Genomic DNA, 25,439 nt, shown 5'->3' with positions numbered 1-25,439 from the left:
GCGGCCCCCACCCTTGGTCAAGACCAATCCGCGATCCCCTGCCTGCCGCGCGGACGCGCCGCCGCACAAGGGGGACGGGGCGTTCAGGCGGCGGCCAGGGCGGTCAGCTTGTCGGGATTGCGGATGATGTAGACGGCCTGGATGCGCCCGTCGAGGACGTCCATCTGGAAGACGGAGTCGGGCTTGCCGCCCGACAGGACGAGCACCGCGGGCCCGCCGTTGAGCTCCAGGAAGCGCCAGGAGAGGTCCGGGACGCCCTTTCCGGCCACGCCGACGATGAAGCGGCCCACGTGGTCGGCCGACTCCAGGACCCGCAGCGGCGCCTTGCTCTTGCCGCCGCTGTCCCCGACGAGCCGTACGTCCGGGGCGAGCAGCGCCATCAGCCCCTCCAGGTCGCCGCCGCCCGCCGCGGCGAGGAAACGCTCCGTCAGATCACGGCGCCGGACCGGGTCGACGTCGTAACGGGGCCGCCGTTCGTCGACGTGCCGGCGGGCCCGCCCCGCGAGCTGGCGTACGGCGGGTTCGGCGCGGTCGAGCATGGCGGCGATGTCGGCGTAGGGGTATCCGAAGGCCTCCCGGAGGACGAACACCGCGCGCTCCAGGGGCGACAGCGACTCCATGACGACCAGGACCGCGAGGGAGACGGAGTCGGCGAGGACGGCCTGCTCGGCGGTGTCGGGGACGGTGTCGCCGAAGTCGGTCGCGTACGGCTCGGGCAGCCAGGGTCCGACGTAGGTCTCGCCGCGCGCCTTGACCTGGCGCAGCCGGTCGATCGCCAGGCGCGTGGTGACGCGGACCAGATAGGCGCGCGGCTCGCGCACCTCGCTCCGGTCCGCCGCCGACCAGCGCAGCCAGGCTTCCTGCACCACGTCCTCGGCGTCCGTGACGCGCCCGAGCATGCGGTAGGCGACGCCCAGGAGGACGGGACGGTGTGCTTCGAACACGTCGGTGTCGGTGTCAGTGGCCACGCCTTCATCCCAACGCAGACGCCGGTTCGTGTCCAGGCGGTATCAGGCGCGGCGCGCCCCGGCCACCGAAGGGGTCTACCCGCGAGTAGCAATTGCTGACAAGCTGTCTACGACGTGTCCGCCGCGCGTCGTCGCGTCAGCCCCGTGAGCCGCCGTCAAGGAGCCCTCATGTCCGAAACCGTCTCCTTCGAAGTCCCCTCCGCTGAGGGGCCGCAGCCCGTGACCGTCTCCTACACGCGCGTGGGCCGCGGTGAGCCGCTGCTCCTGCTGCACGGCATAGGTCACCACCGGCAGGCCTGGGACCCGGTGGTGGACATCCTGGCGACCGAACGCGACGTGATCGCCGTGGACCTGCCGGGGTTCGGCACCTCACCGGGGCTGCCCGAGGGACTGTCGTACGACCTGGCCACCACGACGTCCGTGTTCGGGGCGTTCTGCGAGGCGCTGGAGCTGGACCGCCCGCACGTGGCGGGCAACTCCCTCGGCGGCCTGCTGGCCCTGGAGCTCGGCCGCGAGCGGCTCGTACGGTCCGTCACCGCGCTGTCTCCCGCCGGGTTCTGGTCGCAGGCCGAGCGGCGCTACGCGTTCGGGGTGCTGCTCACGATGCGGCGCATCGCCCGGCGGCTGCCGCTGCCACTGGTGGAGCGGCTCTCCCGCAGCGCGGCCGGCCGCACCATGCTCACGAGCACCATCTACGCCCGCCCCGGCCGCCGTTCACCCGAGGCCGTGGTCGCCGAGACGCTCGCCCTGGCGCGGGCCACCGGGTTCGACGAGACGCTGCGGGCCGGTACCGCGGTCCAGTTCGGCGACGACGTCCCGGGGCTGCCGGTGACGGTCGCCTGGGGCACCAGGGACATGCTGCTCGTGCGCCGCCAGGGTGTGCGGGCCAAGCAGCTCATCCCCCGGGCCCGGCTCGTGCGGCTGCCCGGCTGCGGCCACTGCCCGATGAACGACGACCCGGCCCTGGTCGCGCGGGTCATCCTCGACGGCAGCCGCTGAACCCTTCCGCCGTCCCAACGCCCCGGATCCCAGGGCGACTCCGGCGCCGACCAGGGCACTTCCCACCACCTGCGCGGCGCCGTAGGAGCCCGTGCCGACGAGGGGCGCGGTGCAGGCGGCCGCGACCGGGATGAGGCCGGAGAACAGCGTGGCGCGCTCCGCGCCGATCCGCTGCATGCCCATGTACCAGCACACGAACCCGACGACGGTGACGACCGCCGCCTGCCACAGCAGCGCGGCGGCCTCGGCGGTGTCGGGGCGGCGCAGCCACGCGGTGCCGTCCAGAAGCAGTCCGGCCGCCGCGGCCTCGACGGCGGCGACCGCGCAGACGGTGGCGGACAGCAGCCGCGGCCCCAGGGGGCGCAGCACCGGTACGGCCAGGACAGCGAAGCCGACCTCACCGGCCAGCGCGCACACCGAGAAGGCGAGGCCCGCGCCGTCGGTGCGGCCCCAGCCCTGCACCGCGAAGGCGCCGAGGGCCACCAGCAGCGCGCCCCGCAGGACCTGGCGCCGGGGCCGGCGTCCCTCCAGCAGCGGGACGAGGACGGCCACCAGCACGGGCGCGCAGCCCACGAGGACCCCGGGGACGGCCGGTTCCGCGGTGCGCTCGGCGGCGATGACGGCGAGGTTGAAGCCGACCATGCCCACGGCGGCGAGGAGCGCGAGCCGCGCCCACTGACGGGGCCCGAGCGCGCGCAGCCGTGCCCCGGCGCCCCGCGCGGCCAGGGGGAGCAGCAGCAGCGCGGCGAGGGCGTAGCGCAGGGCCTGGCCGCCCGCGTACGGGTAGTCGCCGAGGAGGCTGTTGGCGGTGAAGGACGCGCCGACGAGGACGCAGGCGAGCGCGGCGAGGAGGGAGCCGCGCGTGGTGGTGGCGTTCATGGTGACGACGCTAGGAAGCGCGGCGGTCCGGTTTAAGGTCCAGTGCCATGACGTCATCGGGGACCAATCCGGAGCGGCGGCCGCACGGCGATCCCCTCGGGTCGGCCGCCTGGGAGCTGCTGCTGCCCGCCGTCTCGGCGCCGGCACGCACGCGTGGCCGTTCCCTCCAGGCGGCGCTCAGGGAGGCGGTCCGGTCCGGGCGGCTCGTGCCGGGCACGCGGCTGCCGTCGAGCCGGGACCTGGCCGCCGACCTCGGGGTGTCGCGCGGTCTGGTCACCGAGGCGTACGAACAGCTCACGGCCGAGGGCTATCTGCGCAGCGGCCGGGGCGCGGGCACCTGGGTCGGCGGTGCCGTGCGAGCCGCCCGGCCACGCGCGCGTGACCTGGCCCCGCGTGCTCCGGGCAGCCGCGCGGACTTCGTCGCGGGAACGCCCGACCTGTCGTTGTTCCCGCGCACCGCCTGGGTCACCGCCCACCGGGGCGTGCTGGCGGAGCTGGCGCACCAGGACCTCGGCTATCCCGACCCGCGCGGGCTGCCCCGGCTGCGGGCCGCCCTCGCCGAACTGCTGACGCGCCGCCGGGGCGTGGTCGCCGACCCGGAGCGGATCGTGGTCGTCTCCGGCGTGGCCCAGGCGTCGGCACTGCTCGGATCCGCGCTCCACGCGCGCGGGTTGCCGAGCGTCGGCGTGGAGGACCCGGGGAGCCCGCAGCACGACGCCCTGTACGCGGCGGCGGGCGTCACCACCGTTCCGGTGCCGCTGGACGACGACGGGATCCTGCTCGGGCCGCTGCGCGACGCGGGCCTGCGTGCCGTGGTCACCACCCCCTCCCACCAGTTCCCCACCGGCATCGCCTACTCGGCGCGGCGGCGCGCGGAACTCCTCGACTGGGCGCGTGCCGTGGACGGCATCGTGCTGGAGGACGACTACGACGGCGACTTCCGCTACGACCGGGCCCCCGTGGGCGCGCTCCAGGGGCTCGACCCCGACCGCGTCGCCTACACGGGATCGGTCAGCAAGTCCCTCGCGCCCGGACTGCGCCTGGGCTGGCTGCTGGTACCGGAGACGCTGGCCGAGGAGGTCGTCGAGCGCAAGCGGACCATGGACCTCGGCCATCCCACCGTCGACCAGGCGCTGTTCGCCCGGTTCGTGGAGCGCGGCGACTACGACCGCCAACTCCGCCGCTGCCAGCGCGCCTACCGGGAGCGGCGCGACGCGCTGGTCGCCGCGCTGGACGAACACCTCCCCGGCACACGGGTGTCCGGGATCGCGGCCGGGCTGCATGTCATCGCCGCGCTCCCGCCCCGGTACGGCCCCCAGGAGCGACTCCTCGCGCGCCTCGGCGCGGCCGGGGTGGCCGTGCGGCCCCTGACGGACTACGCCCACGCGCGTGCCGAGCCCGAGGACCAGGGGGACGTGCGGCTGGTCCTGGGATACGCGCACCTGCCTCCGACGCGGATCCGGGAGGGCGTGCGGCTGATGGCCGAGGCCGCGCGAGACTGACGAGACGGCGCCGGCTGAACCGGTTGACCGTCGAGACCGTCCCCGGCCTGAACTGGTTGACCGTCGAGACCGAACGAGACCGTGCGGCACCGAACCGGCCGACCGTCGAGAGCGTCCCCAGCCTGAACCGGCTGACGTCGAGACTCTTGTTCCCGCGGTCGGTTGTTCACCTGCGGTTTGCGTGGGCGCTGCGGTGCCCCAGTAGTTGTGGCATCGCACACCGGCCGGATCCCGTCCCTGGAGGCGCCTCCATGTCCCACCGTCCGCTCCCCGGCCGCCGCAGCGTCCTGCGCGGCTCCCTCGCCGCATCGGCGGCCCTCACCCTGCCCGCCGTCTCCGGGGCCGCGCCGGCCTTCGCCCTGTCCGGACGTCCCGGGGCGGGCTGGGGTGTGCAGACGGGCGACGTGACCTCCGACTCGGGCCTGGTGTGGGTGCGTTCGGACCGCCCGGCCCGGATGATCGTGGAGACGTCGTCGACCGAGTCGTTCCGCAACCCGCGCAGATGGCACGGCCCGCTGCTCGGCGCGGACACCGACTTCACGGGGACGACCCGACTGCGCGGGCTGCCGTCGGGCGAGCAGATCCACTACCGGGTGCTGCTGGCCGACCCCGACGACCCGCGCCGCACCGGCGAGCCGGTCACCGGCACCTTCCGTACGGTGTCCCACAAACGCCGTGACGGGGTGCGGTTCCTGTGGTCCGGCGACCTCGCGGGACAGGGCTGGGGCATCAATCCCGACTTCGGCGGCTACACGATCTACCGGGCGATGGCCGAGCGCGACCCGGACTTCTTCCTGTGCAGCGGCGACAACATCTACGCCGACGGTCCGATCGCGGCCACCGCCGCCCTGCCGGACGGCAGCACCTGGCGGAACATCACCACCGAGGAGAAGTCCAAGGTCGCCGAGACCCTGGCCGAGTTCCGCGGCAACTTCCGCTACAACCTGCTCGACCAGAATCTCAGGGCCTTCAACGCCCAGGTGCCGTCGATCATCCAGTGGGACGACCACGAGGTGCGCAACAACTGGTACCCGGGCCAGACGATCCTGGACTCCGACACCCGCTACACCGAGAAGCGCGTCGACGTGCTCGCGGGCCGGGCGCGGCGCGCGTTCAGCGAGTACTTCCCGATCTCCACGCTCCGGCCCGGCGCGCGGGACGGCCGGGTGTACCGGGTGCTGCGGCAGGGGCCGCTGCTCGACGTGTTCGTGCTGGACATGCGTACGTACCGCAACGCCAACTCCCCCGACGACCAGACCGTGGACCCGCAGGGCATCCTCGGCCGGGAGCAGTTGGAGTGGCTCAAGCGGGAGCTGTCGCGCTCGCGGGCGGTGTGGAAGGTGATCGCCTCCGACATGCCGCTCGGCCTGGTCGTGCCCGACGCCACGGAGGGCAGGACGAACATCGAGGCCGTCGCGCAGGGCGACCCGGGCGCCCCGCTCGGGCGTGAGCTCCAGATCGCCGAGCTGCTGCGGTACATCAAGCACCGCAGGATCACCGGCACGGTGTGGCTGACCGCCGACGTCCACCACACCTCGGCCCAGCACTACCAGCCGTCGCGGGCCACGTTCACCGACTTCGAGCCGTTCTGGGAGTTCGTGTCGGGCCCGTTGAACGCGGGTGCCTTCCCGGCCAGCGCGCTCGACGGGACCTTCGGCCCGGAGCGGGTGTTCGTGAAGGCGCCGACCGCCTCGAACGTCTCCCCCGCGGGCGGCTACCAGTTCTTCGGCGAGGTCGACATCGACGGCCACAGCGGTGAGTTGACGGTACGGCTGCGCGAGCAGGACGGCACGGTGCTGTTCACCAAGGTGCTCCAGCCGGGCCGCGTGGGGCAGTAACTCCCGTACGCTGTACGGCGGGTCGCGTATCGGCGTCATCCCCCGGTGCGCGACCCGTGAACCGTTGAAAACGGCACAAAGTACACGGACCACACTTTACCGATCAGTCACAATGCGTTCGTGATCACGCAACACGATTCCTCCACAGTGGTCGCATGACTCGAGACATGTCTGATGTGACCCGTGCGAAACACGGTCGCCCCGTGCACCACTGGCGGCGCGACGTGATCGAACTCGCGGCCCTGTTCACGGCCGTCGCGGTGGCCGACACCGTGGCGAACCTGATCGGGCACGGCCCCGACGGGACCGCGCTGCTGGTGATCTCGGCGGTGGCCCTGGCCGCCACGGCGGGATTCCACACCTGGTGGGCACGGCGCCACGGCCACGCTCCCCCGACGGGCGATACCGGCGCCCGGCCGCTGCCCGAGGGGGAGCCGGCCGGGCCGTCCGAACAGCCGTCGCGGGGCTCGGACCCCGCGGCAGCGGAGAGCACGCTGTGGCGGATGCGGACCACGGTGAAGGACGAACCGGGCTCGCTGGCCGCCCTGTGCACGGTCCTCGCCGGGCAGCGGATCGACATCCTCAGCCTGCAGACCCACCCGTTGGCCGAGGGCACGGTCGACGAGTTCCTGCTGCGCGCTCCCGGCACGCTGGAGGGCTCCGTGATCACCCGTGCCGTCGCGCGGGCCGGCGGCGCCGACACCTGGATCGAGCGGGCCGACGCCCACGATCTGGTCGACGCCCCGACCCGGGTGCTCGGCCTCGCCACCCGTACCGCGCTGGACGCGGCGGAACTGCCGCTCGCACTGCGGCAGTTGTTGGGCCGGTGCACGATCCGCTCCCTGCCGGCCGCGCCGGTGGGCGGCGGTCGCGGGCCGGAGGGGGTGCCCGTGGAAGGGGCTCTGGAGGACACCGTGATGCGGTTGCGGGCCCCCGAAGGCGGCGTGATCACCGTGGAGCGGCCGTATCTGCCGTTCACGCCCACGGAGTTCGCCCGGGCCCGGGCCCTGGTCGAGCTGGACACCCGGCTCGGTCCGCGGGTGCCGCGCGGCCAGGACGTCCTGACGTTGCCGAAGGGCCACGACATCGTCGTACGGCGGGCCGACACCGGTGATCTGGCGGCCGCGGTGGCGATGCACGAGCGGTGCTCGCCACGGACGTTGGGCATGCGGTACCACGGGCCCGTCGGGGACGCCGACCGCTATCTGAACCACCTGCTCAGTCCGCGGTTCGGGCGCACGCTCGCCGTGCAGACCGCCTCCGGGCGGATCGTCGGGCTCGGCCACCTGCTGTGGGACGGCGACGAGACCGAGGTGGCGCTGCTCGTCGAGGACGCGTGGCAGCGGCGCGGGATCGGGGGCGAGCTGCTGGAGCGGCTGGTCGCCCTGGCCGCCGAGGCCGGCTGCGAGAGCGTGTACGCCGTCACGCAGTCGTCCAACACCGGGATGGTCGCCGCGATGCGGGGGCTGGGACTCCCCCTCGACTACCAGATCGAGGAGGGAACCCTGGTGATCACGGCCCGCCTCGCCCCGCAGGCGGAACCGGAGCGCGCGGAAGTCACGGGCATCGAGACGTTGTAGGGGCGGGGGCCTCTGGCGGGACTGGCCCGGGCCGGTCCGGCTGCGGCCTGCCGGAGGGACGGGTCCGGGCCGGTCCGGCCGCGGTCTGGTCCGGGTCCGTCCGACCGGGGTCTACCCGAGGACCTGGTCCAGGCCCGCCCGGCCGGGCTCTACCCGATGACCGATCCAGGTTCGTCCGGCCAGGGTCCAGCCGAGGGCCTGATCCAAGTCCGCCCGACCGGGGCCCACCCGGGACCCTCCTGACCGCGGCCCACCCAAGGACCTGGCCCAGATCCGTCCCCCTGGGGACCCCCGAGGACCTGAACCAAGACCGCCCGGTCGGGGCCCCCGAAAACCCGGCCCAAGTCCGCTCAACCGGGGCCCAGTGGAAGACCTGAACCAAGTCCGCCCGGTCGCACTCCGCCCGAGGACCCGGCCCACCCCCGACCCCGCTCCACCCGAGGACGCCGCCCAAGTCCCCCCAACCCCACTCCACCCGAGGCCCCAGCCCAAGCCCCCCCAGCCGCGGACTACGAGGCCCCACCCCGTCTACCCCAGCGCCTCGTCCAGGTCCCCCCACAGGTCCTCCACGTCCTCCAGGCCCACCGACAGGCGTAGCAGGCGGTCGCTCACGCCGGCGTCGCGCCGGTCGTCCGCGGCCACGATGCGGTGGCTGATGGAGGCCGGGTGCTGGATAAGGGTGTCAACGCTGCCCAGGCTCACCGCCGGGGTGACCAGACGGACCCGGTCGATCACCTCGTGCGGGTCGCCGTCGACCTCGAAGGCGATCATCGCGCCGCCGATGCGCGGATAGTGGACCCGTGTGACGCGGGGGTCCACGGCGAGGCGGCGGGCCAGTTCCGCGGCGGTCGCGGAGGCGGCACGGACCCGGACCGGGAGGGTGGACAGACCGCGCAGGAGGAGATAGCCGGCGAGGGGGTGCAGGACACCGCCGGTGGCGAACCGCACCTGCCGCAACCGCCCGGCGAACTCCTCGTCGCAGGCCACCACGCCCGCCATGACGTCCCCGTGGCCGCCGAGGTACTTGGTCGCGCTGTGCAGGACCAGCCGGGCGCCCTGTTCCGCGGGACGCTGGAGCACCGGTGTGGCGAAGGTGTTGTCCGCGAGGAGGGGCACGGAGCCGCAGGAGTGGGCCAGGGCGCGCAGGTCGAGTTCGGCGAGGGTGGGGTTGGCCGGGGACTCGACCAGGACCAGGCCGGTGTCCGGGCGCAGGGCGTCGGCGACCCCCGCCGGATCGGTCCAGGTGACCTCCGTGCCGAGGAGTCCGGCGGTCAGCAGGTGGTCGCTGCACCCGTACAGGGGGCGTACGGCCACGACGTGGCGCAGGCCGAGGGAGGCCCGTACGAGGAGGACCGCCGTGAGCGCGGCCATGCCGCTGGCGAAGGCGACCGCGGCCTCGGTGTTCTCCAGACGGGCCAGGGCGGTCTCGAAGCGGGCGACGGTCGGGTTGCCGAGGCGCCCGTACACCGGCGGGCCCTGCGGTTCGGCGCCGGTCTTGGCGAAGGCGTCGATCCGGGCGGCCTCGCCGCGGCTGTCGTAGGAGGGGTAGGTCGTCGACAGGTCGATGGGCGGGGCGTGCAGTCCCTGCCGGGCGAGGTCGTCGCGGCCGGCGTGGACGGCCTCGGTGGCCAGTGCTCTGAGCGGCGTACGGGAGGCGGTGGCGGTGCGCGCTGAGTCCATGGCCGCAAGAGTGAACACTGACCGGCCTTTGCGGGGGCAAGCCCGTGCTACGTTCGGCCGATGGCCGAATCTGTCGTACTGGACCCGGTGGACCTGCATCTGCTGCGGTTGCTGCAGAACGACGCCCGGACCACCTACCGCGATCTCGCCGCGCAGGTCGGCGTCGCCCCGTCGACCTGCCTGGACCGGGTGACCCGGCTGCGCCGCTCGGGCGTCATCCTCGGGCACCAGCTCCGGCTGGATCCGGCGAAGCTCGGCCGAGGTCTTGAGGCGCTGCTGTCGGTGCAGGTCAGACCGCATCGGCGGGAGCTGGTGGGGCCGTTCGTGGAGCGGATCCGGGCGCTGCCGGAGTCACGGACCGTCTTCCATCTGACCGGCCCCGACGACTACCTCGTGCACGTGGCCGTGGCGGACATGACGGACCTGCAACGGCTGGTGCTGGACGAGTTCACGTCCCGGCGCGAGGTGGCCCGGGTGGAGACCCGGTTGATCTTCCAGCAGTGGGAGTGCGGGCCGCTCCTTCCGCCGGCCACGCCCACAGCGGAATCGGGGTGACTCCCGCGAGGTCCGCGTACGAGGATGGACCGCATGTCTGAGACTCAGAGCCCGCTGCCCCGTCAGGTCGCCGACACCTACGTCGACGAGCTCATCGCCCTCGATCCGGTCACCGGCACCTACCTGGGTGTGAAGGAGAGTTCGAGCAAACTGCCCGACACGTCGCCGGCGGGCCAGGAGGCGCTGGCGGAACTCCAGCGGGCCACGCTCGCCCGGCTCGACGAGGCCGAGCGGCGGCCCGGCGCGGACAGCGACATCGAGCGCCGGTGCGGCCGGCTGCTGCGGGAGCGGCTGATGGCCGAACTCGCGGTGCACGAGGCCGACGAGGGGCTGCGTGCGGTCGGCAACATGGCCACGCCCGCGCACTCGGTCCGCGAGGTCTTCACCGTGACGCCGAACCGGACCGAGGAGGACTGGGCGGCGATCGCCGAGCGGTTGCGTGCCGTGCCCACGGCGTACGCGGGCTACCGCGAGTCCCTCGCCCTCGGTCTGGAGCGCAAGCTGTACGCGGCTCCGCGCCCGACGGCCACCTTCGTCGAGCAGCTCACCGAGTGGGCGGACACCGACGGCGACGGCCGCGGCTGGTTCGAGGACTTCGTCTCGGCGGGTCCCGACTCGCTGCGGGCCGAGCTGGACGAGGCCGCCCGTGCCGCGACCGCCTCCGTGGTGGAGCTGCGCGACTGGATGCGGGACGTGTACACGCCGACCATCGAGGGCGCCCCGAACACCGTGGGCCGGGAGCGGTACGCCCGCTGGGCCCGCTACTTCAACGGCACGGACCTCGACCTCGACGAGGCGTACGCGTACGGCTGGTCGGAGTACCACCGGCTGCTCGGCGAGATGCGGCAGGAGGCCGAGAAGATCCTGCCCGGTGCCGCGACGCCGTGGGTGGCGCTCGCGCACCTCGACGAGCACGGCAAGCACATCGAGGGCGTCGACGAGGTCCGCGACTGGCTCCAGGGCCTGATGGACCAGGCGATCGACGCGCTGGACGGCACCCACTTCGAACTCGCCGAGCGGGTCCGGAAGGTGGAGTCCTGCATCGCGCCGCCCGGCGGTGCCGCGGCCCCGTACTACACGCCGCCGTCGGAGGACTTCTCGCGTCCCGGCCGCACCTGGCTGCCGACGATGGGCCAGACCCGTTTCCCGGTCTACGACCTCGTCTCGACCTGGTACCACGAGGGTGTCCCCGGTCATCACCTCCAGCTCGCCCAGTGGGCGCATGTGGCGGAGAACCTCTCCCGCTACCAGGCGGTGGTCGGCGGGGTCAGCGCCAACGCCGAGGGCTGGGCGCTGTACGCGGAGCGGCTGATGGACGAGCTGGGCTTCCTGACCGACCCGGAGCAGCGGCTCGGCTACCTCGACGCGCAGATGATGCGGGCCGCCCGGGTCATCGTCGACATCGGCATGCACCTGGAGCTGGAGATCCCGGCGGACTCCCCCTTCCACCCCGGTGAGCGCTGGACGCCCGAGCTGGCGCAGGAGTTCTTCGGCGCGCACAGCAGCCGTCCGGCGGACTTCGTGGAGAGCGAGCTGACCCGCTACCTCACGATCCCCGGCCAGGCGATCGGCTACAAGCTCGGCGAACGGGCCTGGCTGCTGGGCCGGGAGAAGGCCCGGGCGCGGCAGGGCGACGCCTTCGACCTCAAGGCCTGGCACATGGCGGCCCTGTCGCAGGGCTCGCTGGGCCTCGACGACCTGGTGGACGAGCTGGCCCGGCTGTGATCCCCGCGGCCGACGGGCGCCGGATCCGGCCCCGCGACCCGGTCACCTGACGGGAATCGCGGGTCCCGGATCCGGCCCCGCGAGCCGGTCGCCTGACCGGCATCGGCCCGCCTCGCCGTCCTCAACGGAGCGGTGGGGCGGGCCGGTTGCGCAGGTCCGTACCGGTGCGGCCGTCAGTCCGGGAGCCGCCGCAGGTGGACGAGGCCGAGCCAGGTCTCCGGCCCGGGGCGGACGTCGGCGGCGCGCACCGCGTACCGGCCGGGGGCGAGCGAGACCTTCAGGTGGTCGGTGCCGACCGAGTCGTTGCCGGGCCAGGCCGCGTCGAAGAGGACGACCGGGCCGGGCACCGTCCAGCTCACCTCGTCCTCCCAGACGGCGGTGGCGAGGGCGTTCGGGACCTCGGCGAGGAGTTCGTCCTCGGAGTCGGCGGCGCACCACCGTACGAAGGTGTCGTGGTCGGCGAGATAGGTGGTCGAGGCGGGCTCGTCCCCGAGGACCAGGGCCGCGGCGTCGCCGACCGGCAACAGGCCCACGCAGCCCTCGACTTCACAGGCCCGGTCGTAGTCGGAGGCCGTCTCGTCGCCGTCGGCGCCCGCCCAGAACGGCAGCACCGTCTCCGGCACCGCTATGAGCGGCCCGCCGCCCGACTCCACCCACTCCGCCGCGCCCGGCTCCGCGTATCGCACCATGGGCCAGAACCTACACGCACCGCAACCTCAGGGTTGCGCCTGCACAGGAACCCCACGGGAATCCCCAGGACTCAACAGCCGCAGTCCTCGGAGTCGGCCGGTGCGGTCAACGGGTCGGCGGCGCGCCGCTCCTGGCCCTCCCAGGTCTCGAACGCGAAGCCCTCCCGCACCCAGTACTCGAATCCGCCGAGCATCTCCTTGACCTGGTAGCCGAGTTCGGCGAGGGCCAAGGCGGCGCGGGTGGCGCCGTTGCAGCCCGGGCCCCAGCAGTACGTCACCACCGGTACCGACCGGTCGAGGAGCTGTTCGGCCTGCTCGGGGACGAGGGCGGTGGGCAGGTGGACCGCGCCCGGGACATGGCCCTGGTCCCAGGCGGCGGTGGAGCGGGAGTCGAGGACCACGAAGCCGGGATCACCGTCCGCGGCGAGCGCGGCGGCGACGTCGGAGACGTCGGCGTGGAAGACCAGACTGGCGCGGAAGTAGGCGGCGGCCTCGGCCGGAGCGGCGGGGGCGACGCGCAGGACGGGGTTCGAGGCGAGCGAGGCGGTTGTCGTCATGCCCGGAAATCTACGGTCCGTGATCCCCTGTCTGAAGGGCGATTCCCCGGCGTGAACCTTGCCCGGCCGGGGAATCCCCTGCTATCTCTCGGACATGACCGCGTATTCCCCGGACGCCACCGACTGGCGCATCCTCGACGTCCTCCAACGGGAGGGCCGGGCCAGTTTCGCCGAGCTCGCCCGCGCCGTCTCGATGTCCGCGAGCGCGGTCACCGAGCGGGTGCGGCGGCTGGAGGAGGCGGGCGTCATCCAGGGGTACGCGGCCGTCGTGGACCCCGACCGGCTCGGCCTGCCAATCCTCGCGTTCGTCCGCCTCCGGTACCCCAACGGCAACTACAAGCCCTTCCACGACCTGGTCGCCGTGACGCCCGAGATCCTGGAGGCGCACCACGTGACCGGCGACGACTGCTTCGTCATCAAGGTCGCCGCGCGCTCGATGCGGCACCTGGAGGAGGTGTCGGGCAAGATCGGCACGCTGGGCTCGGTGACCACGAGCGTCGTCTACTCCTCCCCGCTCCCCCGGCGGCCCCTGGGACGCTGACCTCAGGCGCCGCCGCGCTGTCTCAGCACCGACCCCGACCGGCCCTTCACGACCTCCAGTTGCGCGTGGACGCGGCGGCGCAGATCGGCGACATGGCTCACGATGCCCACGCTGCGGTCGCGCTCCCGCAGGGAGTCCAGGACGTCGAGGACCTCGTCCAGGGTCTGGTCGTCGAGGCTGCCGAAGCCCTCGTCGATGAAGAGCGTGTCGAGCCGGACGCCGCCCGCCTCGTCGGTGACGACGTCCGCGAGACCGAGGGCCAGGGCGAGGGAGGCGAAGAAGGTCTCGCCGCCCGACAGGGTGGCCGTGTCCCGCTCGCGTCCCGTCCAGGCGTCGACGACGTGCAGCCCGAGGCCGCTGCGGCCGCGGCCGGTGCGGTCGTCGGAGTGGACGAGGGTGTAGCGGCCGGACGACATCCGTTGCAGGCGCACGGTCGCGGCGGCCGCCACCTGCTCCAGACGGGCCGCGAGCACATAGGACTCCAGACGCATCTTGCGTTCGTTGTCCGCGGAGGTGCCCGCGGCGAGCGCGGACAGGCGGGCCACCCGGTCGTACTCCTCGCGCAGCGGCGCCAGCCGCCTGAGGCCGGTGGCCGAGCGGGCGGAGAGCCGGTCCAGTTCCGCGCAGCGCCGGGTGGCCGCGTCGAGTGCGGAGGCGGCCTCGCGGACCCGGCGCCCCGCGTCGGCGGCGGCCCGCTCGGCCGCGAGGACGTCGGCGGGCGGCTGCTGGGCCGCCTCGGCGGTCTCGGCCTCGGCGAGAACCGCGCGTACGGCGGCCTCCTCGGCCTGCCAGGCGTCCAGCCGGTGCTGGAGGTCGCGGTGGGCCGCCTCGTCGAGGAGCGCGGCGGCCGCGGCCTGCGGGGTGTCGAAGCCGGCCCGGAAGGCGGCGTCGGCGAGGCGGGCGTCGGCGTCCTTGAGCCGCTGGGCGGTGTCCTCGGCGACGCGCGCGGAGTCGGCGGCGTCGGTGAGCAGCGCGGCCTGCCGTTCGAGCTGGGCGGCGCGGTCGGCCACGCTGTCGGCGGCCCCGCGCGCTTCGGTCAACTCCGCTTCCAGGGTGGTGCGTTCGCGGTCCAGGGCGTCCCGGCGGGCGCCGCGGGAGGCGGTGCGCACGGCGGCCTCCTGCTGGGCGGTCAAGCGGCGTTCGCGTTCCCGCTCGGCCTGCCGGAGCTGTTCCGTGGCGGTGTGCAGCGCCGAGGCGAGGGTGCGGACCCGGGCGTACTCGCGCTCCAGCTCGTCCACCTGGACGGCGAGGTCCTCGGTGGAGGTGTCACCGGCCTCGCCCTGGGCGGCGGCCAGCGCCCGCTGGACGAAGGCGAGGCGCCGCTCGGCCTCGGCCCGCTGCTCGTCGGCGTGCTGCGAGGCGGCGAGCGCGCGCTCCTCGGTCTCCCGGTCGACGTGTCCGGCGTCCTTGCGGGCGGGGGCGGGATGCTCGGTGGCGCCGCAGACCGCGCAGGGCGCGCCGTCGGTGAGCTGTGCGGCCAGCTCGGCGGCGATGCCGTTCAGTCGCCGCTCCTTGACGTCCAGCCAGTCGGCGCGGGCCTTCTGCGCCCGGTCCGTCGCGTCGATGACCTGCTGCTGGGCGTCGTCGGTGTCCCGGGCGAACTCGTCGCGCTGGCGTGCGGCGGCGAGGCGCCTGCGGGCGGGCTCCCGCTGCACGTCGAGCTGTTCGGCGCGGGTGGCCGCCTCCTGGGCCGACTCGACGGCGTGCTGGAGATCCGCGCGGGCCTCCTCCCAGCCGGCGAGCCATGCCTCGGCCTCCTGGAGGACGTCCTCGTCGGAGCGTTCCTCGCTGTCCAGGTCGGCGCGTTCGCGGACGAGTCCGGCGAGTCGCTGCTCGGCGCGCCGGGCCGCGTCCAGGCCGCCCAGCTCCTCGGCGGCCCGGCGTGCGGCGGCGGCGAGTCCGGCGGCGCCCGCCCCGGCGAAGGTCTCCGGCAGCAGCCCACGCGCGCGTGTCTCGGCCGCGGCCGCCCTCCGGTGCTCGGCCTCGGCCGCCTCCCGCAGCTCCAGCGCGGGCGCCACCGCCTCCGCCTTGCGGGCCCGCTCCATCCGGGCCTGCGCCTGGTGGTAGCCGTCGGCCCGCTCGGCCAGCAGCGCGGCCCGCTCCCGCGCCTGCGTGAACCGGCGCTGCAGCCGGTCCACTTCGCGTACGTCGGCCAGGGCGCGCTCGGCGGCGGCCTGGGCGGACTCGGCAGCAGCGAGGCCGCAGTGGGCGATCGTCACCTGTTCGCGGGCGGTGCTGCGGGCGACGGCGGCCGCGCCCAGGACGGCCTCGGCCAGGCCCGGCTCACCGGGCGCGAGCCCGGGCAGTTCCATGGCGTCGCCGGCCGCCTGCTGCATGCGGTGCGCGTCGGCCAGCAGCGCGGCGTCGCCCTCGCGGACCTGTGCCTCGGCGGCGCGGCGGCGCTCGGCCAGCCGCTTCTCGACCTCGGCGAACCGGTGGGTGTCGAAGAGGCGTCCCAGCAGTTTGCCGCGCGCCTCGGCGTCGGCCCGCAGGAAGCGCGCGAAGTCGCCCTGGGGCAACAGCACGACCTGGCAGAACTGTTCGCGGCTCATGCCGAGGAGCTGGGTGATCTCCTCGCCGATCTCCTGGTGGGACCGGCTCAGGTCCTTCCAGGCCCCGGTGGACCCGTCGTGCTCGCGCAGCCAGCTCTGCGCCTTGTCGAGTGTCGTACCGGTGCCGCGCTTCTTGGGGCGCTCCCACGGGGGTTGCCGGGTGATCTCCAACCGGCGTCCCGCGACGGTCAGTTCGAGACGGATCTCGGTGCGGGTGGCGGGGGCCGCGTGATCGCTGCGCAGGGCGGTGCCCTGGCCGCTCTGCCGGGCCCCGGGCACCGAGCCGTACAGCGCGAAGCAGACGGCGTCGAGCACGGAGGTCTTCCCGGCGCCCGTCGGTCCGTGCAGGAGGAACAGGCCGGCCGCCGACAGCTCGTCGAAGTCGACGGTCTGGGAGCCGCCGAACGGTCCGAACGCGGTGATGTCCAGCCGGTGCAGCCTCACCGGGCCACCTCCCGCACGGCGTCGTCCGCGCGCACGGCGTCGAACGCGTCCCGCAGGACGTCCTGTTCCCGCTCGTCGGGTCCGGCGCCCCGCACGTGGGCCACGAAGTCCTCGGCGATCTCCTGGTCGCTGCGCCCGGCCAGCCGCCGGGCGTACGACACGTCGGGGTCGTCCGGTGACCGCTCGGGGTCGAAGACGAGGCTGAGGGTGTGCGGGAAGCGCTCGCACAGCCGGGCCATGGGTTCGGCCGGGCGGACCGGGTCGGTGAGGGTCGCCTCGATCCAGGCCTCCTCCTGCGGGACGAGCCGGGGGTCGGCGAGGAGTTCCTCCAGCGTCCCCCGGATCCGGGCCAGGGGCCGCGGCACCGGGCAGTCGACGCGCTCGGCGGTGACCGCGCCCCCGGCGTCCAGGTCCACCAGCCACATGCTCTTGCGGTGGTCGGTCTCCGAGAAGGAGTACGGCAGCGGGGAACCGGAGTAGCGCACGCGCTCGGTGATGGTCTGGCTGCCGTGCAGATGTCCGAGGGCCGCGTAGTCGACGCCGTCGAAGACACCGGCGGGGACGGCGGCCACGCCTCCCACGGTGATGTCGCGCTCGCTGTCGCTGGCCTCGCCGCCGGTGACGAAGGCGTGCGCGAGGACGACGGACCGCGTCCCGGGCGCGCGTGTCGCGAGGTCGGCGCGGACCCGGTCCATGGCTGCGGCGAGAACGGCCTCGTGGCCCGCCTTCTTCACGCCGAACTCGTCCTTCACCAGGGCGGGTTCGAGATAGGGAAGGCCGTAGAAGGCGACGTCGCCGTGGGAGTCGGGGAGCACCACGGGAGTTCCGCACGCCGCCGGCTCGGTCCGCAGATGGATGCCGGCGCGCCCGATGAGTCCGGCACCGACCCCGAGGCGGCGGGCGGAGTCGTGGTTCCCGGAGATCATCACCGTCGGCACGCCGAGGTCGGCGAGCCGGTGCAGGGCGTCGTCGAACAGCTCGACCGCGGCGAGCGGCGGCACCGCGCGGTCGTACACGTCCCCCGACACGACCACCGCGTCCACGGCGTGCTCCCGCACGGTCGCGACGAGGTGCCCGATGAACTCGGCCTGGGCCCCGAGCATGTTGACCCGGTGGAAAGCGCGGCCGAGATGCCAGTCGGACGTGTGCAGCAGTCTCATGATCCCCGACCCTAACGGCAGGGTCTGACATCACGGGCGGTTACTCCCGTATCGACCCGTCATGACCTGACCCCGGAAAGCCCGTTATGTCCCGAAAGCCCAACTAGGCGTCCCCGTACGCCTCTCCCCCGAGCTCGAACCCCGCCGTCCCCGCCGTCACGTCCGCCAGCCACCCGCGGAACGCCTCCACGTCCGCGTCCGGCAGCCCGATCTCGATCGTGACCGCCTCGCCGTAGCGGACGTCCCGCACCGCGCGGCCGGTCGACCGGAGGTCGTTCTGCACCTTGCCCGCGCGCTGGTGGTCGACGGTCACCGTGGCGAGGCGGAACCGGCGGCGCGTGAGGGTGCCGAGGGTGTCCAGGGCCTCGCCGACCGCGCCGCCGTACGCCCGGATGAGTCCGCCCGCGCCGAGCTTGACGCCGCCGTAGTAGCGGGTGACGACGGCGACGACGTACCGCATGTCGCGGCGCAGCAGCATCTGGAGCATGGGGACGCCGGCGGTGCCGCCGGGTTCGCCGTCGTCGCTCGCCTTCTGGATCGCCGCGTCGGCGCCGATGACGTACGCGTAGCAGTTGTGGGTGGCGTCGGCGTGCTCCTTGCGGACGGCGGCGACGAAGACCTGGGCCTCCTGCTCGGTGGCGGCCGGGGCGAGGGCGCACAGGAAGCGGGAGCGGTTGACCTCGGTCTCGTGCACGCCCGCGCGGGCCACTGTGCGGTACTCGTCCTGCATCCGGCCACCCTAGTCCGTGGCTGAGCGGGCCCGCCCCGGTCACTTCCTCCCGCGCGGCACCATCACGGACGTGAGCAGCGCCGTCCCCGGCTCCAGGGCCCGCCAGGACGTGCCGTGCCAGGCCAGCACGGCGATCGCCGACGTCGGGAACTTCACCCGGACCTCGTCCAGCGCGTCGTCGAGGCCGTCCCCGGCCAGCGTCAGGACGAGCTCCTCCAGACCGGGGTTGTGCCCGACGAGGAGCAGGGTCACGACCTCGGGGGGCGTCCCGTGCACGGTCGCGAGCAGTTCCGGTACGTCGGCCGCGTACAGCTCGGGGTCGAGGCGTACCGGCGGCGGGGTGCCCCACTGGGCGGACGCCAGCTCCCAGGTGTGCCGGGCGCGTACGGCGGTGGAGCACAGGGCGAGGTCGGGCAGCAGGTCGGAGGCGGCGAGGACACGGCCCGCCTCCGGCGCGTCCCGGAGGCCGCGGGGCCCGAGGGGGCGTTCGTGGTCCGGGACGCCCTCCGGCCACGCGGACTTGGCGTGTCTCAGCACGACCAGGCGGCGCAGCGGGCCCGCTCCGGGACGCTCGATCATGCCGGGGATCCCAGGTCGCGGGTGAGGTCGAGGCCGAGCAGGCGGTCCGCGTAGGCGTACGTCTCGAAGCGGGCCCCCTCCGGCAGGTCCGACTCCTCGACCCGGCGCAGCACGCGCAGCACCTCGGGTACGTCCAAGTCGTCCTCCCAGGCGGTACGGAGCTGTCCGCGCACCTTGTCGGGCACGGGCCGTGACGGATGCCGGGCCCAGGCGGCGACGGCCCGGCGCCAGCGCACGAGGGTGCCGTGCGCCTCGGCCAGGGCCGCCTCGTCGAGCCGTGCGGGCGTGCTCCGGGGCGGGGTGAGCAGGGCCAGCCGGACCGCGGCGGGGTCGGCGTCCTGCGGGAGGTCCGGCGTCCCCACCGGGGCGACGGCGACCCGGACCCCGTCGGGGGCGGCGCCGTCCTCTCCCACCACGTGGACGGCCTGCGACTCGCCCCAGCCGGGGCCGACGTCCCTGCGGTCCTCGAAGGGCCGGATGCCCAGGGCGGCGGCGCCCGCCTGCAGCTCCGCCTGTTCGCGGTCGCCGGTGAGCAGCGCCCACACGGGTGTACCGCCGATCTCCAGGGCCCGGACGAGGAGGTCGGCGACGAGCAGGACGCGCAGGGCGGAGGTGTCGTAGCCCGGCACATGGGCCTCGACTCGGGTCAGGCCCCGGCGGGCGGGGACGGCGTCGACGGGCTCGCCGGTTCGGGCGTCGGTGATGCGCAGCACGGGGCGAGCGTAGGCGGACGGAGAGCCCGACGCAGGTGACTGACCGGTATTCCGGACAAGGTCACGGGATACGGCCGGACGCGCCGGCCCCTCCTCGACCACGCCGGCCCTGCCTCTTCGTCCGGCGACTCACTCGTCGGTGTGCGGGGAGTGGATGCTGACGCGGTCCAGTACGGCGACCGCGGACGTCTCGCCCAGGACGTCGGCCACCAGCGGCAGGAACGAGCGCAGCCGCGGCTCCTCGTCGACCAGGACCACCGCGCAGGGGCCCTTGGCGGACCGGGGATCGCCCGTCCCGAACCCGGTGACGCCCTGGAAGACGCTCGCGCCGGCCAGCCCCGCGCGGTGTGCGCGGTGGACGAGCTCGGCATAGGCGGGCCGGTGGTGCCAGAGCTGCGCGGCGTCGAGATGGACGGTGAGACGTCCGGCGGGCGTGTCGTACCCGGACATCGGCCACCCCCTGCCGTGCGGTTGTCGCGCAAGCTACTCCCCGCCGGGGGTGCGGGCCAGGGGTTCCGGAGCCGTGCGCGCGGCGCGCGTGGGCTTCCTCACCTGCCCGATCGGTCGTCCGGTTCCGGCTGCTCCAGTTGCGAGGCCAGGACCGCGGCCTGGACGCGGCGCTGGACGCCGAGCTTGGCCAGCAGCCGGGAGATGTGGTTCTTGACCGTCTTCTCGGAGAGGTAGAGCTTCTTGCCGATCTCGCGGTTGGTCAGTCCGTCCCCGATCAGCGCGAGGATGTCCCGCTCCCGCGGCGACAGGCTCGCCAGTTCGGGCGCGACCGCCGGGGTCTCGGCGGGGTCGGCGCGCAGGGAGCGCATCAGGCGGGCGGTGGTCGCCGGGTCCAGCATGGACTGGCCGGAGGCGACCGTGCGGACCGCGGAGACCAGGTCCGAGCCCCGGATCTGCTTGAGGACATAGCCCGAGGCCCCGGCCATGATGGCGTCGAGCAGGGCGTCCTCGTCGTCGAAGGACGTCAGCATCAGACAGGCCAGCTCCGGCATCTGGCTGCGCAGTTCGCGGCAGACGGTGATGCCGTCGCCGTCCGGGAGGCGTACGTCGAGCACGGCCACGTGGGGGCGCAGCGCCGGACCGCGCACCAGGGCGTGCTCGACGGTGCCGGCGTCGCCGACCACCGAGATGTCCGGTTCGGCGTCGAGCAGGTCGGTCAGGCCCCGGCGTACGACCTCGTGGTCGTCCAGCAGGAAGACACGGATCGGGTTCTGCTCCGTGAAGGTGCCTGGCTCGGACATGACGTCCCCTCGTTCGCCGGTTGCTGGACGGGCAGCGGGCGGCCCGTGAGGTCGATCGTCGCGCGGACTAGGGCCGATCGACTAGGGCCGACCGGCCCAAGATTCGGCAGACACCGGGGTCACCGCATGCCGGTGCTCAGGAGGGCCGGGCGGCGGACACGGGGTCCGGCGGCCCCTGCCCCTCCGGCTCGAACTCCACGTCCACCACGCCCTCGACGGCACGCACCAGCCGGGCGGCCACGGGGAGCAGCGACGGATCCCGGACCCGGCCGGCGAGCCGTACCGCACCGTCGTCCACCCGTACGCGGACCGACGAGGCCGGGGGCGGGAAGAGGTACGCCACCACCTCGCGCCGTACCTCCTCGGCGATCTCCTCGTCGTCGCGCAGGAACACCGTGAGCAGGTCTGCTCTGCTGACGACGCCCTGGAGCAGGCCGAGTTCGTCCACCACGGGCAGCCGCTCGACCCTGGCGCGGGCCATGATCCGGGCGGCCTCGGCGAGCGTCGCGTCCGGCCGGGTGGTGAGCGCCGGGAAGGTCATCAGCTCGTCAGCGGTGAGCGCCCCCGCCTTCGCCAGGTCGGGCAGGCGCCGCACCCGGGTGCGCCGGTCCGGGTCGCTGTCGCGGAACTCCTCCTTGGGCAGCGGATCGGCCTCGGAGACGACCCCGACGACCCGGCCCCCGCCGTCGAGGACCGGCAGGGCGCTGCTCCCCCGGTCCCGCATCAGCCGCACGATCTCCTTGAAGCCGGCCGTGCGGCCGAGCGCGGCGACGGTGCCGGTCATGACGTCGCCGACGATGCGCGGAGTGCCGTGCATGACGACTCCCGCCCTCAGACGATGCTGCCGGAGCCGTACGGGGCGTACAGGTCCAGGAGCCGGATGCGCGCGGAGTGCAGCCGGTGGGCGAGCACGTCCCCGACCCACTGGGCCACGGCGCTGCCCATGGCCGGGTCCTCCCGGCACATCAGGCGGACGGCCGTGGCGTCGAACTCGTACGCCCGCACCGGGCTCGTCGCCTCGGCGCCGAGGTGCCAGGTGTGCGGGGTGAACAGCCAGGACCAGCCGACGAGTTCGTTGTGGCGCAGGGTCTCGATGACGGCCGGCCGGCGGCCCGGTACCCGCATGTCGAGCTCGACGGTGCCCGTGCGGACGATCCAGAACCGGTCGGCCCGGCTCCCCTCCTCGAACAGCCGCGTCCCCTGCGCGAAGGACACCTCACGGGCGACGCGCATCAGCCGGTGCCGGTGCTCGACGGGCAGGGCGCGCAGCATGCTGGGCGTGGGCGTGGTGATCATGGCGTGCCTCCCGACGGGTGGGGGAACTGCTACCGCCACCGTCCTCCCACCGCGGGCTCCGCCCCATGGGCCGACCGGCCCCCGCGCCGGGCCACACGGCTCCGACACGACGACGAACGGCTCCGCCCCGCGAACCGGTCCGCGCGCCACCTCCCGTCCCCGCGAGCACCGACGGCCCCCAACCGGCCCTCGAACCAGGGCCGTTCAGCCCCACGGCCACCGACCTTCGGCACCCGGCGGTCGGGGCCGCGCCCCGAGCAGCATGAGGGACGTCAAGCACCGACCGGAGCTCCTCGAAGGGATCACCACCATGGCCGTGCACGAGCACCCTCACCGGAGCCCAGGCCTCCACCTGCCGTCCTTCCGCGGGGACCGGGCCACCCCCGCGGCGGAGCCCGCCGTGTCGGCACGCACCGGCGCACGGGCCTACGCCTTCGCGTCGCTGCGGGTGCTCACCGGGTTCGTCTTCCTGTGGGCCTTCCTCGACAAGACGTTCGGACTCGGCTACGCCACCCAGGCGGGCAAGGGCTGGATCGACGGCGGCTCGCCCACCAAGGGCTTCCTGGGCGCAGTGGCCGCGGGACCGATGGAGTCCACCTTCCACTCCTGGGCCGGGGACGCCTGGGCGGACTGGCTGTTCATGCTCGGTCTGCTCGGCGTCGGCGTCGCCCTGATCACCGGTGTGACGCTCCGGTTCGCGGCGGTCGCGGGCACCGTGATGATGGCGCTGATGTGGGTCGCCGAGTGGCCGCCCGCCCAGCACCTCTCCGACGGCTCGCCGAGCATGTCGACGAACCCCTTCGCCGACTACCACCTCGTCTACGCCCTCGTCCTGATCGTCCTGGCCGCCGGCTCCGCGGGCGACGCCCTCGGCCTCGGCAAGCTCTGGGCCGGGCTCCCGTTCGTCAGCCGCCACCGCTGGCTGCGCTGACCGCGGGAGGCGCGGCGGGCCCCCGGGAAGGCGGGCCCGCCGCACCGAACCGCACGCACCGAACCGCACGCACCGAACCGCACGCACCGGCCCGCACGCACCGGCCCGCACGCACTGACCCGGGCCGGTCGGCCCCGGCAGGGACGTACGACCCCTGCACCGGGCCCGTTCCGAGGACGACGCTCGTATCAGGAGGTGGAGATCATGGTCCGTATCGTCATCGCCGGTCTCGACGGCTCGCGCGAGAGCCGCGCGGCGGCCGAGTGGGCCGCCCGGGAGGCAGCACTGCTGGGTCTGCCGTTGCGGCTGGCGCACGTCTGGGAGCCGGTGCCCGAACCCGTCGCGCAGGCGCCCCTCCTCGGAGTGGAGACCCGGCAGCACTGGACCGAGCGGATACCCCGGGAGGCAGCCGAGGGCGTCCGGTCGCGTCACCCCGGCCTTGAGGTGGGCACCGTGCAGTTGACCGGCCGCCCCGCCGAGGAACTGCTGGGCGCGGCGAAGGACGCCGAACTGCTGGTGCTCGGCTCGCGCGGACTGAGCGGGATCGGCGGGTTCATGGTCGGCTCGGTCGGACTCTCCGTCCTGGCGCACGCCGAGCGGCCGGTCGTCCTGGTCCGCGCCGACCAGCAGGCCGCCGACGAGCACGAGAAGGATCCCGTCGGCATCCCATCCGCCGCCACGCCGTTCCGGCCCGTCGTCCTCGGCCTCGACATCGAGAGCCCGGACGAGGAGCTGATCTCCTTCGCGTTCGCCGCCGCCGTCCGCCGCGGCACCTCCGTGCGGGTCGTGCACGGCTGGAACCCGCCCCCGTACTACGCCTACGGCCTCGCCGTGGACCTGGAACTCCACGCGGACCTGGCCCGACGCGCAACCGTCGCACTGGCCGAGGTGCTTGCCCCGTGGCGCAAGGCGTTCCCGGACACCGAGGTCGCCGAGGAGTCGTTCTACGGCACCCCCGCGAACCACCTCGTCGACGCCTCCCGGGCGGCCTCCCTGGTCGTCGTGGGCCGCCGGATCCGCCGTGGCCCGCTCGGCGCCCACATCGGCCCCGTCACCCACGCTGTCCTGCACCACTCCCTCGCCCCCGTCGCCGTCGTCCCGCACGACTGACGCGACAGTGCCAAGGAGTTGCACCATGAAGGCAGCGGTCGTACGAGCCTGCGGCGAGCCCCTCGCGGAACGCCCCCGAGCCCGGCCGGGTCCGGGTGCGCGTCGAGGCCTCCGGGCTCTGCCGCACGGACATCCACGCCACCCGCGGCGACCGGCCCGTCAAGCCGAGTCCGTCCTACGTGCCGGGCCACGAGGACGTCGGCCTCGTCGAGAGGCTGGGCGAGGGGGTCACCCACCTGTCGGTCGGACAGCGGGTCGCCGTGCCCTGGCTCGACCCGAGTGCGGGAAGGTGAGCGTGATGGAGCTTCCGGTCGTGGTCGGCGTCGACGGGTCCGAGCCCGGTCTGCGGGCCGTCGACTGGGCGTCCGACGAGGCCGCCCTGCGAGGTGTGCCGCTGCGGATCGTCAACGCCTGTCTGTGGGAGCGCTACGAGGGCGCCGCCCTCGCCCATGACCTCGGCGAGCCCCGGGAGCGGGACCTGCCGCAGGACCTCGTCCGGGCCGCCGTCCGGCGCGCCGGCGCCCGGCGTCCGGACCTGAAGGTGACCTCGGAGGTGGTCTTCGAGGAGCCCGAGTACGCCCTGGTGCGGGAGAGTCGCGGCGCGTCCGTGCTGGTCACGGGCACCCGTGGCCGCGGTGGCATGGCCGAGGCACTGCTCGGTTCGGTGAGCCTGACGGTGGCCGGGCATGCGCACTGCCCGGTGATCGTCGTCCGGGGCAGCCACGACAACCAGGCACGGTCCGGGCGGCACGGCCGTGTCGTGGTCGGGGTCGGCGCGAGGTCGACCGTGGACTTCGCCTTCGCCGAGGCCGCGCGGCGCAAGGTGCCGGTGGAGGCGATACGGGCCTGGCGGTGCCCGGCGCACGAGAGCACCGACCATCCGATGCCGGCCGGGGAGCCCGCCCGGCTGCACGAGCAGCAGGCGGTGGACGCCCTGGAGGCGGCGCTCCGGGACGCGCCGGCCGAGGTCGAACTGCACCGCCGCACCCTTGAGGGCCCGGCCGGGACGGTGCTGGTTGGGGCCTCGCACCACGCCGACCTCCTGGTCATCGGCGCCCGGCGGCACGCACGGCACTTCGGGCTCCAGCTCGGCCGGGTGGCACACCGGGTGCTGCACCACTCGGACTGCCCGGTGGCGATCGTGCCCGAGGAGGGGTGACC

General features: G+C 74.2%; 23 protein-coding genes and 2 pseudogenes. 11 read left to right on the top strand and 14 right to left on the bottom strand.

Translation table 11 applies throughout. The features are described 5' to 3' along the window. Window positions 1–83: 83 nt before the first annotated feature. Window positions 84–968: an RNA polymerase sigma-70 factor gene (locus ACZ66S_RS21620; protein WP_469903133.1), complete on the bottom strand. Its 885-nt coding sequence runs from the start codon at window positions 966–968 to the stop codon at window positions 84–86. A gap of 168 nt (window positions 969–1,136) precedes the next feature. Between ACZ66S_RS21620 and ACZ66S_RS21615 the strand changes: the two genes are divergently transcribed. Then, entirely contained in the window at window positions 1,137–1,967 is an 831-nt protein-coding gene (locus ACZ66S_RS21615; protein ID WP_469903132.1) for an alpha/beta fold hydrolase, read from the top strand. Window positions 1,968–2,009: 42 nt separating this feature from the next. On the opposite strand, the pseudogene ACZ66S_RS21610 reads toward ACZ66S_RS21615, so the two are convergent. Next, window positions 2,010–2,846, bottom strand: a pseudogene (locus tag ACZ66S_RS21610) (EamA family transporter); the annotation flags it as partial. Between the two features lie 47 nt (window positions 2,847–2,893). Between ACZ66S_RS21610 and pdxR the strand changes: the two are divergent. From pdxR to ACZ66S_RS21595, 3 genes are all read left to right on the top strand, one after another. Next, window positions 2,894–4,348 (top strand): MocR-like pyridoxine biosynthesis transcription factor PdxR, encoded by a 1,455-nt coding sequence (gene pdxR / locus ACZ66S_RS21605; protein ID WP_469903131.1) that lies wholly within the window; start codon window positions 2,894–2,896, stop codon window positions 4,346–4,348. A gap of 251 nt (window positions 4,349–4,599) precedes the next feature. Then, window positions 4,600–6,186, top strand: a complete 1,587-nt coding sequence (locus tag ACZ66S_RS21600) for an alkaline phosphatase D family protein (protein WP_469903130.1) — start codon at window positions 4,600–4,602, stop codon at window positions 6,184–6,186. Between the two features lie 203 nt (window positions 6,187–6,389). Next, a complete protein-coding gene (locus ACZ66S_RS21595) occupies window positions 6,390–7,766 on the top strand; it encodes a GNAT family N-acetyltransferase (protein WP_469903129.1) in 1,377 nt (458 codons plus the stop codon). Between the two features lie 528 nt (window positions 7,767–8,294). Here ACZ66S_RS21595 and ACZ66S_RS21590 read toward each other — a convergent pair. After that, on the bottom strand, window positions 8,295–9,446 hold the full coding sequence (locus ACZ66S_RS21590; protein WP_469903128.1) for a trans-sulfuration enzyme family protein: 1,152 nt from the start codon (window positions 9,444–9,446) through the stop codon (window positions 8,295–8,297). Window positions 9,447–9,506: 60 nt separating this feature from the next. Here ACZ66S_RS21590 and ACZ66S_RS21585 point away from each other — a divergent pair, with 60 nt between their 5' ends. After that, a complete protein-coding gene (locus ACZ66S_RS21585; protein WP_053847631.1) occupies window positions 9,507–10,001 on the top strand; it encodes an Lrp/AsnC family transcriptional regulator in 495 nt (164 codons plus the stop codon). 33 nt (window positions 10,002–10,034) lie between these two features. After that, entirely contained in the window at window positions 10,035–11,726 is a 1,692-nt protein-coding gene (locus ACZ66S_RS21580; RefSeq protein ID WP_469903127.1) for a DUF885 domain-containing protein, read from the top strand. Between the two features lie 173 nt (window positions 11,727–11,899). Here ACZ66S_RS21580 and ACZ66S_RS21575 read toward each other — a convergent pair whose 3' ends face one another. Continuing rightward, window positions 11,900–12,415 carry an immunity 21 family protein gene (locus tag ACZ66S_RS21575; protein WP_469903126.1) on the bottom strand — a complete coding sequence of 172 codons (516 nt, stop codon included), beginning with the start codon at window positions 12,413–12,415 and terminating at the stop codon, window positions 11,900–11,902. A gap of 71 nt (window positions 12,416–12,486) precedes the next feature. Further along, the gene (locus ACZ66S_RS21570; protein WP_469903125.1) at window positions 12,487–12,972 is read right to left on the bottom strand and encodes a rhodanese-like domain-containing protein; all 486 of its coding nucleotides are present in this window, start codon (window positions 12,970–12,972) and stop codon (window positions 12,487–12,489) included. 94 nt (window positions 12,973–13,066) lie between these two features. On the opposite strand from ACZ66S_RS21570, the gene ACZ66S_RS21565 reads away from it, so the two are divergent. Beyond that, a complete protein-coding gene (locus tag ACZ66S_RS21565) occupies window positions 13,067–13,513 on the top strand; it encodes an Lrp/AsnC family transcriptional regulator (protein ID WP_123987747.1) in 447 nt (148 codons plus the stop codon). A 2-nt stretch (window positions 13,514–13,515) separates the two neighbouring features. On the opposite strand, the gene ACZ66S_RS21560 is transcribed toward ACZ66S_RS21565, so the two are convergent. The 9 genes from ACZ66S_RS21560 to ACZ66S_RS21520 all read right to left on the bottom strand — a co-directional run bounded on the left by ACZ66S_RS21560 (window position 13,516) and on the right by ACZ66S_RS21520 (window position 22,237). Beyond that, window positions 13,516–16,509 carry an AAA family ATPase gene (locus ACZ66S_RS21560; RefSeq protein WP_469903124.1) on the bottom strand — a complete coding sequence of 998 codons (2,994 nt, stop codon included), beginning with the start codon at window positions 16,507–16,509 and terminating at the stop codon, window positions 13,516–13,518. Then, entirely contained in the window at window positions 16,506–17,669 is a 1,164-nt protein-coding gene (locus ACZ66S_RS21555) for an exonuclease SbcCD subunit D (RefSeq protein WP_469903123.1), read from the bottom strand. Before ACZ66S_RS21555 ends, ACZ66S_RS21560 begins: the two co-directional genes overlap by 4 nt. Window positions 17,670–17,772: 103 nt before the next feature. Next, window positions 17,773–18,399, bottom strand: coding sequence for a YigZ family protein (locus tag ACZ66S_RS21550; RefSeq protein ID WP_469903122.1), 627 nt, complete (start codon window positions 18,397–18,399; stop codon window positions 17,773–17,775). A gap of 39 nt (window positions 18,400–18,438) precedes the next feature. Beyond that, the gene (locus ACZ66S_RS21545) at window positions 18,439–18,978 is read right to left on the bottom strand and encodes a SixA phosphatase family protein (protein ID WP_469903121.1); all 540 of its coding nucleotides are present in this window, start codon (window positions 18,976–18,978) and stop codon (window positions 18,439–18,441) included. Further along, complete coding sequence (locus ACZ66S_RS21540) at window positions 18,975–19,691, bottom strand: hypothetical protein (protein WP_469903120.1); 717 nt, start codon at window positions 19,689–19,691, stop codon at window positions 18,975–18,977. Before ACZ66S_RS21540 ends, ACZ66S_RS21545 begins: the two co-directional genes overlap by 4 nt. A 129-nt stretch (window positions 19,692–19,820) precedes the next feature. Further along, on the bottom strand, window positions 19,821–20,141 hold the full coding sequence (locus tag ACZ66S_RS21535) for a DUF190 domain-containing protein (RefSeq protein WP_469903119.1): 321 nt from the start codon (window positions 20,139–20,141) through the stop codon (window positions 19,821–19,823). Window positions 20,142–20,239: 98 nt separating this feature from the next. Continuing rightward, window positions 20,240–20,941, bottom strand: a complete 702-nt coding sequence (locus ACZ66S_RS21530) for a response regulator (protein ID WP_469903118.1) — start codon at window positions 20,939–20,941, stop codon at window positions 20,240–20,242. Between the two features lie 136 nt (window positions 20,942–21,077). Next, window positions 21,078–21,758, bottom strand: coding sequence for a CBS domain-containing protein (locus ACZ66S_RS21525; RefSeq protein ID WP_469903117.1), 681 nt, complete (start codon window positions 21,756–21,758; stop codon window positions 21,078–21,080). A gap of 14 nt (window positions 21,759–21,772) precedes the next feature. Next, window positions 21,773–22,237, bottom strand: a complete 465-nt coding sequence (locus ACZ66S_RS21520; protein ID WP_469903116.1) for a cyclic nucleotide-binding domain-containing protein — start codon at window positions 22,235–22,237, stop codon at window positions 21,773–21,775. Between the two features lie 310 nt (window positions 22,238–22,547). Here ACZ66S_RS21520 and ACZ66S_RS21515 point away from each other — a divergent pair, with 310 nt between their 5' ends. From ACZ66S_RS21515 to ACZ66S_RS21500, 4 genes and pseudogenes are all read left to right on the top strand, one after another. Next, window positions 22,548–23,168, top strand: coding sequence for a hypothetical protein (locus ACZ66S_RS21515; RefSeq protein WP_469903481.1), 621 nt, complete (start codon window positions 22,548–22,550; stop codon window positions 23,166–23,168). A 204-nt stretch (window positions 23,169–23,372) separates the two neighbouring features. Continuing rightward, window positions 23,373–24,278, top strand: a complete 906-nt coding sequence (locus ACZ66S_RS21510) for a universal stress protein (protein ID WP_469903115.1) — start codon at window positions 23,373–23,375, stop codon at window positions 24,276–24,278. Window positions 24,279–24,303: 25 nt separating this feature from the next. Further along, window positions 24,304–24,568: pseudogene (locus tag ACZ66S_RS21505) on the top strand (alcohol dehydrogenase catalytic domain-containing protein); the annotation flags it as partial. Between the two features lie 8 nt (window positions 24,569–24,576). Next, entirely contained in the window at window positions 24,577–25,437 is an 861-nt protein-coding gene (locus ACZ66S_RS21500; protein ID WP_469903114.1) for a universal stress protein, read from the top strand. The last annotated feature ends 2 nt before the right edge of the window (window positions 25,438–25,439 follow it).

This window comes from Streptomyces sp. NPDC107471 (genome assembly GCF_055582845.1).
This window is presented reverse-complemented; position numbering and strand designations above follow the sequence as displayed.